We start from the raw sequence: 15,406 nt of genomic DNA on the forward strand, positions 1-15,406 counted from the left end.
GCTTGCCTTCCAACCAAGCCGCGCGACGCGCGCCACAAATAGCGCCGTAGCTAGCGCGGCTTGGCTGGAAGGCTGCCCGGGGCCCGTTACCCCATCTACGATGCCTCCAATCAACAATGATTGGGAGCAATACCCATGAGCTCACTCGCCGACAAGCAGGGTCCGCGTTATCGCCACACGGCCGAAGACGGCGCGCCTTATGAGACCATCGGGGTCGAAAAGCTGACGCCGATCATCGGCGCGGAAATCTCCGGCGTCGATATCGGTGAGCTCGTCTCGGACGATGCTCGCTCCAACCGGCAGATGGACGAGATCCACCGCGCGCTGGCCGAAAACCTCGTGATCTTCTTCCGCGATCAACACATCACGCCAAAACAGCATCTCGCCTTCGGCCGCAAATTCGGCGAGCTGCATTTCCATCCCGCCGCGCCGCACGAGGACGAAGACCCGGCGCTGATGAAGATTTATGCGGATGCGAACTCGCCACGCGCCAATGGCGAGGGCTGGCATTCCGACGTATCCTGCGATCTCGAGCCGCCGATGGGATCGATCCTCTACATCAAGCAGTGCCCGCCGCGCGGCGGCGACACGCTGTTCGCCAGCATGTATGCGGCTTATGAGGCGCTGTCGGACCGTATGAAGGCCTATCTCGACGGATTGACGGCGCTGCATGACGGCGAGCCGATCTATCGCGGCCTCTACGCCAATTACGGCGTCGCGGACCGTCCCTCCTATCCGAACGCCGAGCATCCCGTGCTGCGCACCCATCCGGTCACGGGCAAGAAGGCGCTCTACGTCAACCGCGGCTTCACCCGCCACATCAACGGCATCCCGCGCGACGAGAGCGACGCGATGCTCGCCTATCTCTACCAGCAAGCCGAGAACCCGCTGTTCCAGTGCCGCTTCCGCTGGACCGAGAACGCCATCGCGTTCTGGGACAACCGCTGCACCCAGCACCGCGCGATGTGGGATTACTGGCCGCATACGCGCTCAGGGACGCGCGTGACGGTGAAGGGGAAGCGGCCGGTTTAACAGGAGCGTAGGGCGGATTAGCGAAGCGCAATCCGCCATCTCCGGCCGCGGCGCGACAACCCGCGGCCTACGCTTCGCTAACCCGCCCGACGCACTACGGACCGCGTTCTGCGTTGACGTCTTCCCGCGCCCGCGCCAATCTTGCCGTAAACAAAGACCGTCGGGAGAATTCTCCATGCTCCGCGCCGACGACAACAAATTCCTGACCGAGTCCGGCCCCGGAACGGGCATGGGCGAGCTGTTGCGCCGGTTCTGGATTCCCGTGGCTCTCTCCGAAGAGCTTCCCGAGCCCGACGGTGAGCCAAAAAAGATCGTCGTGCTCGGCGAAGAGCTGCTTGCGTTCCGCGACACGCGCGGGATCGTCGGAATCATCGATCAATACTGCCCACATCGCGGCGCCAATCTCTGGCTCGGACGCAATGAGGAATGCGGCATCCGGTGTGTCTATCATGGCTGGAAGTTCGACACCGACGGAAGGTGCGTCGACATGCCGACCTCCTATCCCGATCTCAACGCAAAAGACCTCATCCGCATCAAATCCTATCCGGTGCGCGAATGGGGCGAGATGATCTGGGCCTATATGGGCCCGCTTGAGGCCATGCCCGAGCTGCCCGATCTCGAAATGGCGCTGCTGCCGGCCTCGCACCGCTACGTCAGCAAGAAATGGCAGGACTGCAACTGGGTGCAGGCACTGGAAGGCTCGATCGATACGGCGCATTTCACTTTCGCGCATCTCTCCTTCGACAAGGAGGAGAACGAGATTTTGGACATCAGGAAGCACTTTGTGAATCCGATCGCGCGGATGTCGAGCGACCACATGCGCTGGATCGCCGAGGACCCGCGGCCCGTGATCAAGATCGCCCCGCACGACGCCGGCCTCACCATCGCCGGCGGCAGGCTCACCGGCGGCGACAACATTTATTGGCGCATCGCGCAATTCCTGATGCCGTTCCATGCCTACGCGCCGAGCGCGATGCCGGGCGAAAACATCTTTGGCCAGACTTTCGTGCCTGTTACCGACACCAATTGCTGGATTTACACCTATGCCTGGAATCCCGAGCGGCCGCTGACGCAAGCCGAGCGCGACGCCTTTGACCGCGGCAATGGCGTGATCGCGGAGGTGGGCGACAATTACGTGCCGCTGCGCCACAAGGGCAACGACTATTTGATCGATCGCAAGCTCCAGAAGACCAGGAGCTACACCGGCATCAAGGGCGTCTCCGAGCAGGACGCCGCCGTGCAGGACAGCCAGGGGCCGATCGCCGACCGCACCCGCGAGCATCTCGGCCCCACCGATCTCGGCATCATGCATTTCCGCAAAACCGTGATGGACCTTGCGCGCGCACTCCAGCAGGGCGAGCCGCCGCCGCAGGCCGCGCATCAGGATCGTTACGCGGTGCGCTCCGGCGCCTGTGTCACCAGCAAGGCCAAGGATTTGCCCGCGGTGATGCTGGAACGCTTCGGCGATGTCGCCGGCTTCGTCGGCCGGCCGCGGATTGCGGCAGCGGAGTAGGATTTGGGGCAGTCGCGGGGCATCATCGTAAGTCTCGTCTTGACGCTCGTCGCGTCGATCCTGTTATCGTCGCTGGCACCTGCTGTCGCGCGAAAGACTGCGAATCCCAAGCCGCTGCAGTCGCCGGCCAAATGTGAGATGCCGAAATTCCGGATCGTCGTGGATGCCGGGCATACCCCGGATTCCTACGGCGCGTTGAGTGCGCGCAATGATCCGGAATTCGGCTTCAATTTCCGGCTTGCAAGCCTCATCACGGCGAAGCTCAGGTCCGAAGGCTTTGCCGCCACCCGCCTGCTCGTCACGGACGGCAAGGCGCGGCCAAGCCTCTTCAAGCGCGTCGGTACCGCGAATGACGGCCGGGCCGATCTCTTTCTGTCGATCCATCACGATTCGGTGCCGGACAAGCTGCTCGAGACCTGGGAATTCGACGGCGCGAAGAGCCATTTCAGCGACCGGTTTTCGGGCCACTCGCTGTTCGTGTCGCAGCAAAATCCGCGCTTCGCCACCAGCCTGATGCTGGCCCGGATGATCGGCAGGCAGTTGAAGGAGCTGGGCCTGCACTATGCCAGCCAATACAGCCTGCCGGTGATGGGCCGCTACCGGCGCCAGTTGCTCGACAGGGATGTCGGCGTCTATCGCTATGACGGGCTCGTCGTGCTGTCGCGAACGAGAAGCGCGGCAGTGCTGCTCGAAGCCGGCTCGATCATCAACCGCGACGAGGAAATGGCGATGAACGCGCCGGAGCGGCAGGAACTGATTGCGGGAGCCGTGGCGGTGGCGATGAAGGAGTTTTGCGAGCGGCGGTAACGGCCGTCATTGCGAGCGCAGCGAAACAATCCAGATTGTCCCTGCGGAAAGATTCGGGATTGCTTCGCTACACTCGCAATGACGAGAAGCTACAGCGGCGCCCCGCGATATTCTCGGTTCGCCAGGCTCGCCTCTTCCAGGTCCAGGTCGCGTTCGATCCGGCGCCGCGTTTCGTCGGTGATCTGGCCCTCCCGCAGGAGGTTGTGGATGAACTTGCGCTCGGCGGCGATCAGGTCGCGGGTCAGCGCGGTACCGGCCGCGGAGACGTCGTGATGGGTGGGATCGAGCGAGTCCGGGAGCTGGTTGACGCGGATGTCGTGGCGGGCGCGCAGGAGCCGCATCACCTCGTCCGATACTTCGTTCTCCTCGGTCAGCGCGTCGAGCCACTTCAATGCCGCCTCGAGCGCCTGGCGGCGCGCCGTGATCTCGGCCTCGTGCTCGCTGACATATTCGTGGCGGCCGGCCTCGGCGATGCCGAGCCAGCGCACCACCGCCGGCAGTGCCAATCCGACGCCGATCAACGTGATGAAAATGACGCCGAAGGCCACGAACAGGATCAGGTCGCGAAACGGAAAGGCCTCGCCGTTCGGCAACGTGAATGGCAGCGCCAGTGCGGCTGCGAGCGACACCGCGCCGCGCACACCGGTGAAGGCCAGCGTGAACGCCCACTGCCAGGGTGGTGACGGATCGCGCTCCCGCAGACTCCTGCTCAATACCCGCGGCAGATAGGTCGCGGGAAAGAGCCAGGCAAAGCGTGCAATCACGACGATCGCCACGACGACGGCGGTTGCGATCATGATGTCGTCGAGCGGGAACGCCTTCGACTTCTCGTAGAGCGCGCGCATCTGGAAGCCGGTGAGCAGGAACAGCAGGCCTTCGATCAAGTAGATCACGAGATCCCAGAAGAAGATGCCCTGCAGGCGCGTCGACGCGGAGATCAGCAGCGGCCCGTTCCAGCTCACATAGAGCCCGCAGGCCACTGTCGCGATCACGCCGGAGCCACCGACGTGCTCGGGCACCCAGTAGGAGACGTAAGGCGTGATCAGCGACAGTGTCAGCTCGACCTGCGGGTCTCTGGACCATTTGCGGAAGCGCAGCGAGAGCCAGCCGACGCCGATGCCGAAGGCGATCTCACTGGCGACGATGAGGGCGAACTCGCCGGCCGCCAATGGCAGCGAGAAATGCCCGACCATGATCGCGGCCAGCGCGAAGCGGTAGAGGGTCAGCGCGGTGGCATCGTTGGCGAGCCCTTCGCCCTCGAGCACGACCAGGATCCGGCGCGGCATATGCAGCCGTCGCGCGATCGCGAGCGGCGCCACCACGTCGGGCGGCGCGACGATGGCTCCCAACAGGAAGCCGATGGTCCAGGGCAGACCGATCAGGTAGTGCGTGGCGGCCGCCACCATCGCCGCAGTGAAAACCACCGCGCCGACCGCGAGCAGCACGATGGGGCGGAGGTTCTTCCTGAACTCGCGCCAGCTCATGGCGACGCTCGCCGAGTAGATCAGCGGCGGCAGCACCATCAAAAGCACCAGTTCCGGCGGCAGTTCCACCGGCGGCATGCCCGGCACGAAGGCGAGGCCGACGCCGGCCAGCATCAGGAGAATAGCGGGTGCCACGTTGAAGCGGCGTGCGGCCAGCGCCACACCCGCCAGCACGGCAAGCAGGATGAGAAAAATCTGAAACTTCGCTTCCATGATGATCTGTCTTCACCCGGAAGCCGCCGCCAGGTCAATGCGTGCGGCTCATACCAGCCGCTCGGCCACCATGCGTCCGATGCGCGCGAATACGGCTTCGATCTGCGCGGCGTTGGGCGTGCCGCCCTGGGTATAGGCCGCGATCAGGATCGGCGGGTCGGGCTTCGGCCAGGCGACCGCGATATCACCCGATGCATCCTTGCCGTTGTTGCCGGTCTTGTCGCCGATCTTCCAGCCTGCCGGCAGGCCGCCGCGCAGCCGGTTGGCGCCGGTCTTGCAGCCCACCATCCAGTCGGTGAGCTGCTCGCGCGATTTTTGCGACAGTGCATCACCCGTGACCAGCCGGCGCAGATTACCTGCCATCGCCGCCGGCGTCGTGGTGTCATGGGGATCGCCGAGCGGTGAGCGGTTGAGCTCGGGCTCGTTGTGGTCGAGCCGCGAGGTGGTATCGCCGAGCGACCGCCAGAATGCCGTAAGCGCGGCGGGGCCGCCGATCCGCGCCAGCAGCAAATTGGCGCAGCTGTTGTCGCTGAGCTCGACGATCGCCTTGCACATCTCGGTGACCGACATCGCGCCGGCGGCGAGATTTTGCTTGGCGACCGGCGCGTGGTCCAGCAAGTCGGCCTTGCCGTAGGGGATCACGGCCGCAAGCTGGTCCTCGCCGCGATCGACTCGCGCCAGCACGCAAGCCGCGAGCGAAGCCTTGAACGTCGAGCACATGACGAAGCGCTCGTCGGCGCGCCAGGCGAGCCTTGCGCCGGTCGCGAGGTTCTCGGCATAGACCCCGATCCGCCCACCGCTCTCGCGCTCATAGGCTTCGAGCTCCGGCGGCGCGTCTGCGGCAAGCGCCGGAGCAGCGGCCATCCAGCACAGCGAGGCGAGCAGCGAACGGCGGTCGAGCGACATGGGGATTTCCTTTCTTCGCCTCTCCCCGCTTGCGGGGAGAGGCCGTATCGCATCGCAGAGGCGAGACGGGTGAGGGGGACTCTCCGCGAGTCCGTCTCTTACAGTGATTGCGGAAGCAGCCCCTCACCCCAACCCTCTCCCCGTAAGAACGGGGAGAGGGGCGCACCTGCGCCTCACTCCCTGAGGTCATACCGATATGATTTCGACACGATCTGCCAGCCGCCGGCGAGCTTCATCGCCACCAGATAGTCGGTGAAAAAGCGCGGCGGCAACTGGCACCTGACCTTGATGAAGGCGGTGTTGTCGTCCGAGCTGTCGATGGTGACGATGAAATCCTCGCGCGGCTTGCCTTCCGCCTTGGCGGAGGCGCGCTTGCGCACGCGATCGAGCCAGTCGGGCACGGTCAGCACTTGAAGCTCGCCCTTTTCGACCCAGCGCAAATCGGCGGAGGGATGGAAGATCGCGCCGAGCTTTTCGGCGTCGCCCTCGTAGAGTCCGTCGAAATAGGATTGCACGACGGCTTCGACGCTGGAACGGTTCTGGTTCATGGGTCATCCCTTTGAATGATGGCTTGGGGCGAACTTAGTCGTACACACCAAAATGCGCTATGGGTGTCTGCCCCAATTGCGCGAGGACGTTGGAATGACCGGATCAGAAAATTCGAACGCTCGTATCATCGCCGGCGAATGCTACTGCCGTGCCGTGCGCTACGAGGTTGCGGACGAGTTCTCTTATGCGATGAATTGCCACTGTTCGAACTGCCGCCGCACCACCGGCTCTGCGTTCAAGCCGTTCGCCGGGATCGTGCAGGATAAGCTGCGCATCGTCCATGGTGAAGGCCAGCGCATCGTCTTCGGCGGCGACACCGCCCATGACGCCCACTGCGCCCGCTGCGGCTCGCTGCGGCTCGCTGCTTTATTCCCGGGTCCGCGAGGGAAAATGGGTCCATGTCGCCATGGGAACCCCTGGTCGATGCGCCCTCGATCCGGCCGAGCGCCCACATTTTCGTGGGCTCGAAGGCGCCCTGGCATGAGATCACGGACAATCTGCCGCAATATCGGGGGCACACCGGGGATGGCTGAGGGAAACCAGGCCCGCACGCGCAATGGCAGCACGCGCCGTCGCTCACCAATCCCGTCAACGACGGCTCGGCGATGGCCAGGACGCTGAAGGAGGCCGGCTTCGACATCGTCGATTCCCGGCACGATCTGTCGGCGCTGGACACGCGGCGCGTGCTGCGCGAATTCGCCGATGCAACCCGCGATGCCGACATCGCCGTGGTCTACTATGCCGGCCACGGCATCGAGGTCGAAGGCTCGAATTATCTGATCCCTGTTGACGCCAAGCTCGAGCGCGACACCGCTGCTGCCGCCGGTGCAGGTCGTGCATCAGGCGGCGGGCAGGTTTTCTGCAATGGCGGCGGCTGCCATGCGGTCAGCCGCGGCTGCCATCTCGAATATCGTGGCGGCGGCGGCGCCGGCAACGTCGCCAATGCCGAGGTGTGCAACTAGGGATCTCGCACCATTCCTGACATCGTCCCGGAAGGCCGGGACGGCGTTACGTCGAGATCGCGCTCGCCGCGATGTTCACTGTCAGCGCCAGCAGCGCGGTGTTGTAGATGAATGACACGATGCCGTGCGCTGTCGCGGTGCGGCGGATGATCTTGTCGGAGATGCCGACGTCGGAGACCTGCGCGGTCATCCCGATCACGAACGAGAAATAGACGAAGTCCCAATAGTCGGCGTGGCCTTCCTTGTCGCCGCTGGGAAACTGAAGGCCGCCCGGCGTGGCGTGACGATAATAATCATGCGCGTAATGCAGCGCGAAAGTCGTGTGCACGGCGGCCCAGGACAGCGCGATGGTGGCGATCGCGATGATCAGCTCCGCGGCGCCGCGGTGGGCGCCGAGTTCGGCGACAATCGCCGCGATGCTCGCGAACGCGCCGATGGCCGTCACCAGCAGGATCACGAAGCGGCCGTCGTCCTGCATCGCGGCATTACGGCGGATATGCTGATGGTCGTTGTTCAGCATCATGAGGTAGACCAGAACCAGATAGGCCGCGATCAGCGCATCCCAACCGAGCACAAGCCGCGTCGCCAGCCGCAAGGAGCCGGGCAGTAGCAGGCAGACCAGGATCCCGAAACCGAGCGAAATGAATGTCCGCGGCCGCGCGTAAACCACGCGGATTGGCCGCGACATTTGGCGGAAGCGAACGAGGACGGGATCTTCTTTGTCGACGCCCGCCATCGATGAGCGCTAATTTTTGCGCTCGGCCACGAACCGTGCGGCCGCTTGCAGCACGGCGGCGCGGTCGCCGAAGATCGACACGGCGCTGTCGGCCCGCGCGAGCAGGTCGCGCACGCGCCGCTTGGCGCCTTCGATGCCGAGCTGGGTGACGAAGGTGGTCTTGCCCATCGCTGCGTCCTGGCCCGACGGCTTGCCGAGGGCGGCCGCATCGCCCTCGACGTCGAGCAAATCGTCGGCGATCTGGAAGGCCTCGCCGAGCGCGCGGCCGTAATCGTCGAGCGCCTGATATTCCTTGGCCGTGGCCTGTCCGAGGATCGCGCCGGCGATGCAGCCATAGCGCAGCAGCGCGCCGGTCTTCATCTGCTGAAGGCGCGCCACGTCGACCGGTTCGCGGTCGCCGAAACGGCCTTCGCCGGCGAGATCGAGGATCTGGCCGCCGACCATGCCGCCTATGCCGGCGCAGCGCGCCAGCGCGCGCGTCAGCAGGAGGCGCACATTGGCGTCGCGGTGGATCTCGTCGCGGGTGATGATGTCGAAGGCGAGCGTCAACAGGCCGTCGCCGGCGAGGATCGCGGTGGCGTCATCGGTCTTCTTGTGCAGGGTGGGACGGCCGCGGCGCAGGTCCGAATTGTCCATCGCTGGCAGGTCGTCATGGATCAGCGAGTAGCAGTGGATGCATTCGAGCGCCGCGCCGGCGAGCAGTGCCGCCTCGCGCGGCACGCCGAACACGGCCGCGCTCTCGACCACCAGGAACGGCCGCAGACGTTTGCCGCCATTGAGGCTCGAATAGCGCATTGCGTCCATCAGTCGCTTGGGCCGGGCGATCTCATCGTGCAGGATGTCGTCCGACAACAGCCGACCGAGCAAGGCCTCGGTATCATCAGCGGTCTTGTCCAGGCGTTTGGCGAAATCGGACGGGGACGTGCCGGTCATCAAGAAAGGCTCCAGAACTAAAATTCGGCCGGACAATCCTTTATGAGCCCGCCTCAGTCAATCGTTTGGAAGGCCTAAAAAGTGCTGGAAAAGGCCAGAATTATCACAGACTTAATGGACCGGCCTGGAGCCGCGTTTCATTTTGCGCCGGAAAGGTCGATTTGCGCACCGTTAAGATCCTGCTGGTGATGCTCGCGGTCGCAGCTCTCGCGCCCTATGTGATCGCGCCGTTCTACCGCACCGGCCACCCCGTTTCGACGCTGATGGCGTGGCGGTCGCTCCGGGGCGCGCCGATGCATCGGGAGTGGATCGATCTGGCCGCGATGTCGCCCTCACTGCCGCGCGCGGTGGTGGCGGCCGAGGATGCGCATTTCTGCAAGCATCATGGCATCGACTGGGGCGCGCTGCGGGAGGCGATCGACGACGCGCAGGAGGACGGCACGCCTTTCCGTGGTGCCTCCACCATTACCCAGCAAGTTGCCAAAAACCTGTTCCTCTGGCAGGGGCGGGATTTCGTCCGCAAGGCGCTGGAATTCCCGCTGGCGCTGTGGATCGATTTGGTCCTGCCCAAGGCGCGGATCCTCGAGATTTACCTCAACATCGCCGAGCTGGGACCGCAGGGCCAGTTTGGGGTGGAGGCGGCCAGCGCCTATGCCTTCGGCAAATCGGCCGCTAGCCTCTCCCCCCGCGAGGCGGCACTTCTGGCCTCGATCCTGCCGAATCCGGTCAAACGCAGCGCCCGGACCCCCGGGCCTGGCGTCCGGCGGCTGGCGGGGACCTATGTGGCGAGGGCTCAGGCGAACTCGCTTTCGACCTGCTGGCGGGATAATCGCTGATTTCGGGCCGTTTCGGGTGCATTTTCCGGTCCAAAAGCCTAGATTTACGGCCAGCCTTCCTCTATAAGCCCGGCCTTGATCGGCATTCAGCTCGCCTCGGTTTGCGGGTGCTGAGCCGTCCCCTCCCGGACGATGCCCTGATAACACCAATCCCTAGAGGATACTGAAATGGCCGTTCCGAGAAGAAAAACCTCGCCGTCGCGTCGTGGCATGCGCCGCTCGGCAGACGCCATCAAGAAGCCGACCTATGTGGAAGACAAGGATTCCGGCGAGCTCCGTCGTCCGCACCATCTCGACCTCAAGACCGGCATGTACAAGGGCCGTCAGGTCCTGAAGAAGAAAGAGTCCTGAAGCCAGGACCTTTCTCCAGGCAGGATGATTGCGCCTGCCTGATTTCGGCCAACCCATGAGATATGACGGTGACGGCGGCGGAGCAAATGCTTCGCCGCCGCATTGTCCTGCCTGGACATCTTGATCGAGAAGGCATTTCGCCGATGGTCGGTTTCCCGCTGCTCCTGATTCCGCTTGCGGTCTACAACATCATCGCCTTCCTGATGCCGAGCGTGTCCTTCACGGACGTGCTGTTCAACGTGCCGATGGTGTCAGGCGAGACTTGGCCGGTCACGCTTGCCGACGTCATGCTCGCGCTCGGCGTCGTGCTGCTGCTGCTCGAAGTGGTCAAGGGCGCGCGGCCCGGCTCGAAATTCCTGATGGATCATTTGCTGTCGCTGATCGTGTTCGGCGCGGCTGCGGCCGAATTCGTGATGTGGCCCAAATTCGGCAACTCCACCTATTTCCTGCTGGTGCTGCTCGCGATGGCCGATTTCCTCGGCGGCATCGCCCAGCGCACGCGCCGTCGCGTCACCTATGTCGCGGAGACGACAGTACCGGCGCCGCGCAAGGCCAAGCGCCAGGCCGGAGCGCCGGCAGACGATGCGGTGTCCGAACCCAAGTTCGAGCCGGTGTCCGCGCCGGCGGTGCCGCCCGCGCCCGCACCTTCGGCGCAGTCGGTCGCCGAATCCGTGCTGAAGGATCCCCCCGCGCCCAAGCCGGTGCAGAGCACGCCCTCGCCGGAAATCCCATCACCGCATTTGCAGCCGGGCAACGGCACGCCGTCGTCTCCCGACGCGCCGCGCTGATCGGCCTCAAGCCACCTGCCGCGTGCGCGCGGTGACGCTCGGAAGCGGGCGCTTGCCGCCATAGGCTATCTGCGCGTCTTCAGAAGAGGCACGGCGGAGCCGGCTGGCCTGGGGCAGGTGCTCGGCATTGGCGATGAGTTGGGTGACGAAGCTCGGATCGGGACGGGGCAGCGGCGCCTTGTGGACCCACTGCAACGTCGGTAGTAGCGGCATCAGGGCCGTGCCCGTGCCGTTGTCCGCCTCGTCCGATCGATCAGTACTTAACATCGCAATCACCGTTAATCCGGCGAGGCCTGTCGCGTTTCGAGACGCTGGCGCCGGTGCGTGTCATGTACTCGCAAGGCCTATGCCGGCCGGGCCGGTTTGGTTCCGTGGGCCTGCGAAACATGGTTTCCGAATTGTTTATGAACTTTGCCTAGGGTCGGGGGCGAATCTGGCCGTATTCTGTGCCGGCGTAGGACTCCCTGCCGTCCCGAAACGAGGCGATTTTGACCCCTGCATTGCCGCAAGCCTCCGACATTCTGGCCGCCCTCGGCCAGGCCGTGTTCGCCTGGGACATCGCCAGCGACGCCATCGTGTGGGGTGAGCAGGTTGCCAGCGTCTTTCCCGACATCCCGGCCGAACGGCTCGCGACCGGCGCCGAATTCGCCAAGCTGATCGAGCCCGCGCAGACGCTGCGGACGGCGGCGCTGGCGCAGACCTCCGCGGTGCACGGCGCCGACGGGACGCCCTACCGGGTCGAATACGGTGTGCGCACGAGCGCCGCCGATCCCGTGGTCTGGATCGAGGAGACCGGCCGCTGGTTCGCCGGCCCTGACGGCCGCCCGGTGCGCGCGATCGGCTCCGTCCGCATCAACAATGAGCGCCACGCCCGCGACGAGGAATTGACGAAGCTGGCTCGGCTCGATCCCCTGACCGGCGAGCTCAATCGTTCCCACCTGATCGCGGCGCTGGCCGAGGCGATCGAGGAGACGACCCGCTTCCGCTCGACCGCAGCCTTCATGCTGGTCAGCATCGATCATCTCGCCCGCGTCAATGACGCTTTCGGCTTCGACGTTGCCGACGCCGTGATCCTCGAAATCGCAAAGCGCATCCGCGCGCGATTGCGCGGCGGCGACGTGCTCGGCCGTTTCTCGGGCAACAAGTTCGGCCTGATCCTGAAGAACTGTACCGTCGACGACATGAACGTCGCCGCCGAGCGCTTCCTCGCCGGCATCCGCGACGAGGTGGTGCCGACAAAATCCGGCCCGGTCTCGGTCACGGCTTCGATCGGCGCGGTCAGCGTGCCGCGCTATGTCCGCAACACCGACGAGGCCGTCAATCGCGCCCATGAGACGCTGGACGCCGCAAAACAGCGCCGCGTCGGTTCGTTCGCGGCGTGGCGCCCGGATGCCGCGCGTGACGCACAGCGCCGCGTCAACATCCGTGTCACCGACGAGATCGTCACCGCGCTGAACGAACGCCGCATCAAGCTCGCCTACGAGCCAGTGGTCTCGGCCGTCTCGCGCGAACGCGCGTTCCACGAATGCCTGGTGCGAATGGACCAGGGTGACGGCCAGGTGCTGCTCGCGCCCGATATCGTTCCGGTCGCCGAACGGCTCGGCCTGATCCGCCTGGTCGATCACCGCGTGCTCGAGCTCGTGGTCGCCGAGCTCGCGGCCGCGCCAGACATCTGCCTCAGCCTCAACATCTCGCCGGATACCACGATGGATCCGGACTGGTGGGCGGGCATCGAGTCGCTGATGCTGGCCCATCCCGGCGTTGCAGAGCGGCTTATCGTCGAGATCACGGAGACGGTCGCGATCCAGGACATCGACGACGTGCGCGGCTTCGTCACCCGGCTCAAGAATTTCGGCAGCCGCATCGCCATCGACGATTTCGGCGCCGGCTACACCTCGTTCCGCAACCTGCGCAAGCTCGGCGTCGACATCGTCAAAATCGACGGCGCCTTCGTCCAGAACATCACTCGTTCCGCCGACGACCGCGCCTTCGTGCAGACCCTGATTGATCTTGCCCGCCGCCTCGACATCAAGACGGTCGCCGAATGGGTGCAGGACGAAGAGGCCGCAAACATGCTGCGCGACTGGGGCTGCGACTACATCCAGGGACGCCTGATAGGGCTCGCCGCAGCCGAGCGCCCGTGGGGCGCGCCGCCGGACAACGTGCTGCCTGTGGCGGGTTGAGACATCGTAGGCTGGGCAAGCGAAGCGTGCCCACCGTTCGCGTCAGACAGTTTTGGAGAGATAGTGGGCACGGCGCATGGGCGCCTTTGCCCACCCTACGAAGCCTCCTCACGCCCCTTCATCCAGCGCGACCAGCTCGCGCTTCTTGCGCAACGCGGGCAACAGGGGCGCGATCAGCAGCACCATCGCCAGCGCAAGACACGTCGCCGAGATCGGCCGCTGCACAAAGGTCCAGAGGTCGCCCTGCGACAGGATCAGCGATTTGCGCAGATTGTTTTCCATCATCGGCCCAAGCACGAACGCCAGTACCAGCGGCGCCGGCTCATAGCCGAGCTTGCGCATGAAATAGCCGATGATGCCGAACGCGATCATCACATAGACGTCGAACACATTGTTGCTCGAGCAGTAGACGCCCAGGATCGTGAACAGGATGATCAGGGGGAACAGGATGTTGTAAGGCAGCTTCAGCAGCTGCACCCACATGCCGATCATCGGCAGGTTGAGAATAAGAAGCATGACGTTGCCGATATACATGCTGGCGACGATGCCCCAGAACAGGCCGGGATTTTGCGTGATCAGCAGCGGCCCGGGCTGGAGGCCGTGGATGACGAAGGCGCCGAGCAGCAGCGCCATCACCACGTTCGGCGGGATGCCCAGCGTCATCAGCGGAATGAAGGCGCCGCCGGCCGCCGCATTGTTGGCGGACTCGGGGCCCGCGACCCCCTCGATCGCGCCATGGCCAAAACGCTCCGGCGTTTTCGACAGGCGCTTCTCCAGCGCATAGGACGCGAACGAGGCCACCACCGCGCCGCCGCCCGGCAGAATGCCGAGCAGGAAGCCGAGCAGCGTGCCGCGCGCCACCGGGCCGGCGCTCGCCTGCCAATCGGCCTTGTTGGGCAACAGCTGCGTGATCTTGGCGTTGATGATGTCGCGCTTGATCGCCTGCTCGGTATTGAGCAGCACCTCGGCGACGCCGAACAGACCCATCACAACGGGCACGAGACCGATGCCGTCGATCAGCTCCATGCGGCCGAATGTCAGCCGCGGCTGCGCCGTGATGCTGTCGAGTCCGACCAATCCGAGCACGACGCCGATGCACGCCATCAAAAGCGCCTTCGGCATCGAGCCCTGGGTAAGGAAGGTGAGCACCACGAGGCCGAGCACCATCAGGCTGAAATATTCGGCCGGGCCGAACGCGATCGCGATGCCGGCAAGTCTTGGCGCCACCAGCATCAGCGCAACCAAAGCAAACGTGCCGGCGATGAAGGAGCCGAAGGCGGAGATTCCGAGCGCGGGGCCCGCGCGACCCTGTTTCGCCATCTGGTGGCCGTCGATGCAGGTGACGACGGAGGCGGCTTCGCCGGGGATGTTGACCAGGATCGAGGTGGTCGAGCCGCCATACATCGAGCCGTAGTAGATGCCGGCCATCATGATGATGCCGGACTCCGGCGTGCCCGACAGCGTCACGGGCAGCAGCAACGACATCGCCGAGATCGGCCCGATGCCGGGAAGCACGCCGACCAGCGTGCCGATGAAGACGCCGATGAAGCAGTAGAGCAGGTTGATCGGTAGCAGCGCGACGCCGAACCCGTGCGCGACGTTGGCAAGCGTATCCATGCGGTCAACCGACCCCGAACAGGCCCGAAGGCAGTTGGATCAACAAGAGGCTCTTGAGCACCCACCACATGCCGGCCGGCACCAGCACCGCGATCGGGATCGCCAGCGTCCAGCGCACGGGGTCGATCACGCGCAGCAGCACAAGCATCAGCGGGATCGACGACAGCAGGAAGCCGAGCGGCTCAAGCGCGAAGGAGAATGCCGTGAGACAGGCGATCAGCAGGAGCGGCTTGCTCCATCGCACATTCTCCCAGCGCGAGGCCAGCGTCGGCCCGCCCTCAGTAATTGCCGAGACGATGATGCTTGTTGCAAACACGCACATCAGGATGCCCGTGTAGAACAGCACGTAGCCGGAGCCGGGATCGTTGATGGTGCCGAGCTTGAGCTTCAGCCCCTGCCAGATCACGAAGCCGCCGAGCGCCAGCCCGATCAGCCCGCCCCAGAGTTCGGAGTTGGCAAGGCGGAGTTTGACGTTGGTTTGGTTGCTCATCTGATA

General features: G+C 64.8%; 15 protein-coding genes and 2 pseudogenes. 9 read left to right on the forward strand and 8 right to left on the reverse strand.

Annotated features, from left to right (window positions below; all coding sequences use genetic code 11):
- The first annotated feature begins 135 nt into the window (after positions 1 to 135).
- The 3 genes from IVA80_RS36135 to IVA80_RS36145 all read left to right on the forward strand — a co-directional run bounded on the left by IVA80_RS36135 (position 136) and on the right by IVA80_RS36145 (position 3,352).
- Complete coding sequence (locus IVA80_RS36135; RefSeq protein WP_247439883.1) at positions 136 to 1,032, forward strand: TauD/TfdA family dioxygenase; 897 nt, start codon at positions 136 to 138, stop codon at positions 1,030 to 1,032.
- A gap of 175 nt (positions 1,033 to 1,207) precedes the next feature.
- Complete coding sequence (locus tag IVA80_RS36140) at positions 1,208 to 2,545, forward strand: Rieske 2Fe-2S domain-containing protein (protein ID WP_247439884.1); 1,338 nt, start codon at positions 1,208 to 1,210, stop codon at positions 2,543 to 2,545.
- Positions 2,546 to 2,548: 3 nt separating this feature from the next.
- Entirely contained in the window at positions 2,549 to 3,352 is an 804-nt protein-coding gene (locus IVA80_RS36145) for an N-acetylmuramoyl-L-alanine amidase (protein ID WP_247439885.1), read from the forward strand.
- An 89-nt stretch (positions 3,353 to 3,441) separates the two neighbouring features.
- On the opposite strand, the gene IVA80_RS36150 is transcribed toward IVA80_RS36145, so the two are convergent.
- The 3 genes from IVA80_RS36150 to IVA80_RS36160 all read right to left on the reverse strand — a co-directional run bounded on the left by IVA80_RS36150 (position 3,442) and on the right by IVA80_RS36160 (position 6,503).
- Positions 3,442 to 5,049 carry a Na+/H+ antiporter gene (locus tag IVA80_RS36150; RefSeq protein ID WP_247439886.1) on the reverse strand — a complete coding sequence of 536 codons (1,608 nt, stop codon included), beginning with the start codon at positions 5,047 to 5,049 and terminating at the stop codon, positions 3,442 to 3,444.
- 48 nt (positions 5,050 to 5,097) lie between these two features.
- A complete protein-coding gene (gene bla / locus IVA80_RS36155; protein ID WP_247439887.1) occupies positions 5,098 to 5,955 on the reverse strand; it encodes a class A beta-lactamase in 858 nt (285 codons plus the stop codon).
- A 173-nt stretch (positions 5,956 to 6,128) separates the two neighbouring features.
- Positions 6,129 to 6,503, reverse strand: coding sequence for a nuclear transport factor 2 family protein (locus IVA80_RS36160; RefSeq protein WP_247439888.1), 375 nt, complete (start codon positions 6,501 to 6,503; stop codon positions 6,129 to 6,131).
- A gap of 94 nt (positions 6,504 to 6,597) precedes the next feature.
- Between IVA80_RS36160 and IVA80_RS36165 the strand changes: the two are divergent.
- Both IVA80_RS36165 and IVA80_RS36170 read left to right on the forward strand, forming a co-directional pair.
- Positions 6,598 to 7,037: pseudogene (locus IVA80_RS36165) on the forward strand (GFA family protein).
- Between the two features lie 15 nt (positions 7,038 to 7,052).
- Positions 7,053 to 7,316 (forward strand): annotated as a pseudogene (locus IVA80_RS36170) (caspase family protein); the annotation flags it as partial.
- A 196-nt stretch (positions 7,317 to 7,512) separates the two neighbouring features.
- On the opposite strand, the gene IVA80_RS36175 reads toward IVA80_RS36170, so the two are convergent.
- The gene (locus tag IVA80_RS36175) at positions 7,513 to 8,202 is read right to left on the reverse strand and encodes a DUF1345 domain-containing protein (protein ID WP_247439889.1); all 690 of its coding nucleotides are present in this window, start codon (positions 8,200 to 8,202) and stop codon (positions 7,513 to 7,515) included.
- A gap of 9 nt (positions 8,203 to 8,211) precedes the next feature.
- Positions 8,212 to 9,135 (reverse strand): polyprenyl synthetase family protein, encoded by a 924-nt coding sequence (locus tag IVA80_RS36180; protein WP_247439890.1) that lies wholly within the window; start codon positions 9,133 to 9,135, stop codon positions 8,212 to 8,214.
- A gap of 161 nt (positions 9,136 to 9,296) precedes the next feature.
- On the opposite strand from IVA80_RS36180, the gene mtgA reads away from it, so the two are divergent.
- The 3 genes from mtgA to IVA80_RS36195 all read left to right on the forward strand — a co-directional run bounded on the left by mtgA (position 9,297) and on the right by IVA80_RS36195 (position 11,110).
- Entirely contained in the window at positions 9,297 to 9,971 is a 675-nt protein-coding gene (mtgA, locus tag IVA80_RS36185; protein WP_247439891.1) for a monofunctional biosynthetic peptidoglycan transglycosylase, read from the forward strand.
- A gap of 168 nt (positions 9,972 to 10,139) precedes the next feature.
- A complete protein-coding gene (rpmF, locus tag IVA80_RS36190; RefSeq protein ID WP_007598106.1) occupies positions 10,140 to 10,322 on the forward strand; it encodes a 50S ribosomal protein L32 in 183 nt (60 codons plus the stop codon).
- Positions 10,323 to 10,465: 143 nt separating this feature from the next.
- A complete protein-coding gene (locus tag IVA80_RS36195; RefSeq protein ID WP_247439892.1) occupies positions 10,466 to 11,110 on the forward strand; it encodes a hypothetical protein in 645 nt (214 codons plus the stop codon).
- A gap of 6 nt (positions 11,111 to 11,116) precedes the next feature.
- Here the strand turns inward: IVA80_RS36195 and IVA80_RS36200 are convergent, their stop codons facing one another.
- Positions 11,117 to 11,377, reverse strand: a complete 261-nt coding sequence (locus IVA80_RS36200; RefSeq protein ID WP_247439893.1) for a hypothetical protein — start codon at positions 11,375 to 11,377, stop codon at positions 11,117 to 11,119.
- A 221-nt stretch (positions 11,378 to 11,598) separates the two neighbouring features.
- On the opposite strand from IVA80_RS36200, the gene IVA80_RS36205 reads away from it, so the two are divergent.
- The gene (locus IVA80_RS36205; RefSeq protein ID WP_247439894.1) at positions 11,599 to 13,293 is read left to right on the forward strand and encodes a bifunctional diguanylate cyclase/phosphodiesterase; all 1,695 of its coding nucleotides are present in this window, start codon (positions 11,599 to 11,601) and stop codon (positions 13,291 to 13,293) included.
- 108 nt (positions 13,294 to 13,401) lie between these two features.
- Here IVA80_RS36205 and IVA80_RS36210 read toward each other — a convergent pair whose 3' ends face one another.
- Complete coding sequence (locus tag IVA80_RS36210; RefSeq protein ID WP_247439895.1) at positions 13,402 to 14,910, reverse strand: tripartite tricarboxylate transporter permease; 1,509 nt, start codon at positions 14,908 to 14,910, stop codon at positions 13,402 to 13,404.
- A 4-nt stretch (positions 14,911 to 14,914) separates the two neighbouring features.
- Positions 14,915 to 15,400, reverse strand: coding sequence for a tripartite tricarboxylate transporter TctB family protein (locus IVA80_RS36215; RefSeq protein ID WP_247439896.1), 486 nt, complete (start codon positions 15,398 to 15,400; stop codon positions 14,915 to 14,917).
- Positions 15,401 to 15,406 lie beyond the last annotated feature (6 nt).

This window comes from Bradyrhizobium sp. 139 (assembly GCF_023074175.1).
Classification (GTDB): domain Bacteria; phylum Pseudomonadota; class Alphaproteobacteria; order Rhizobiales; family Xanthobacteraceae; genus Bradyrhizobium.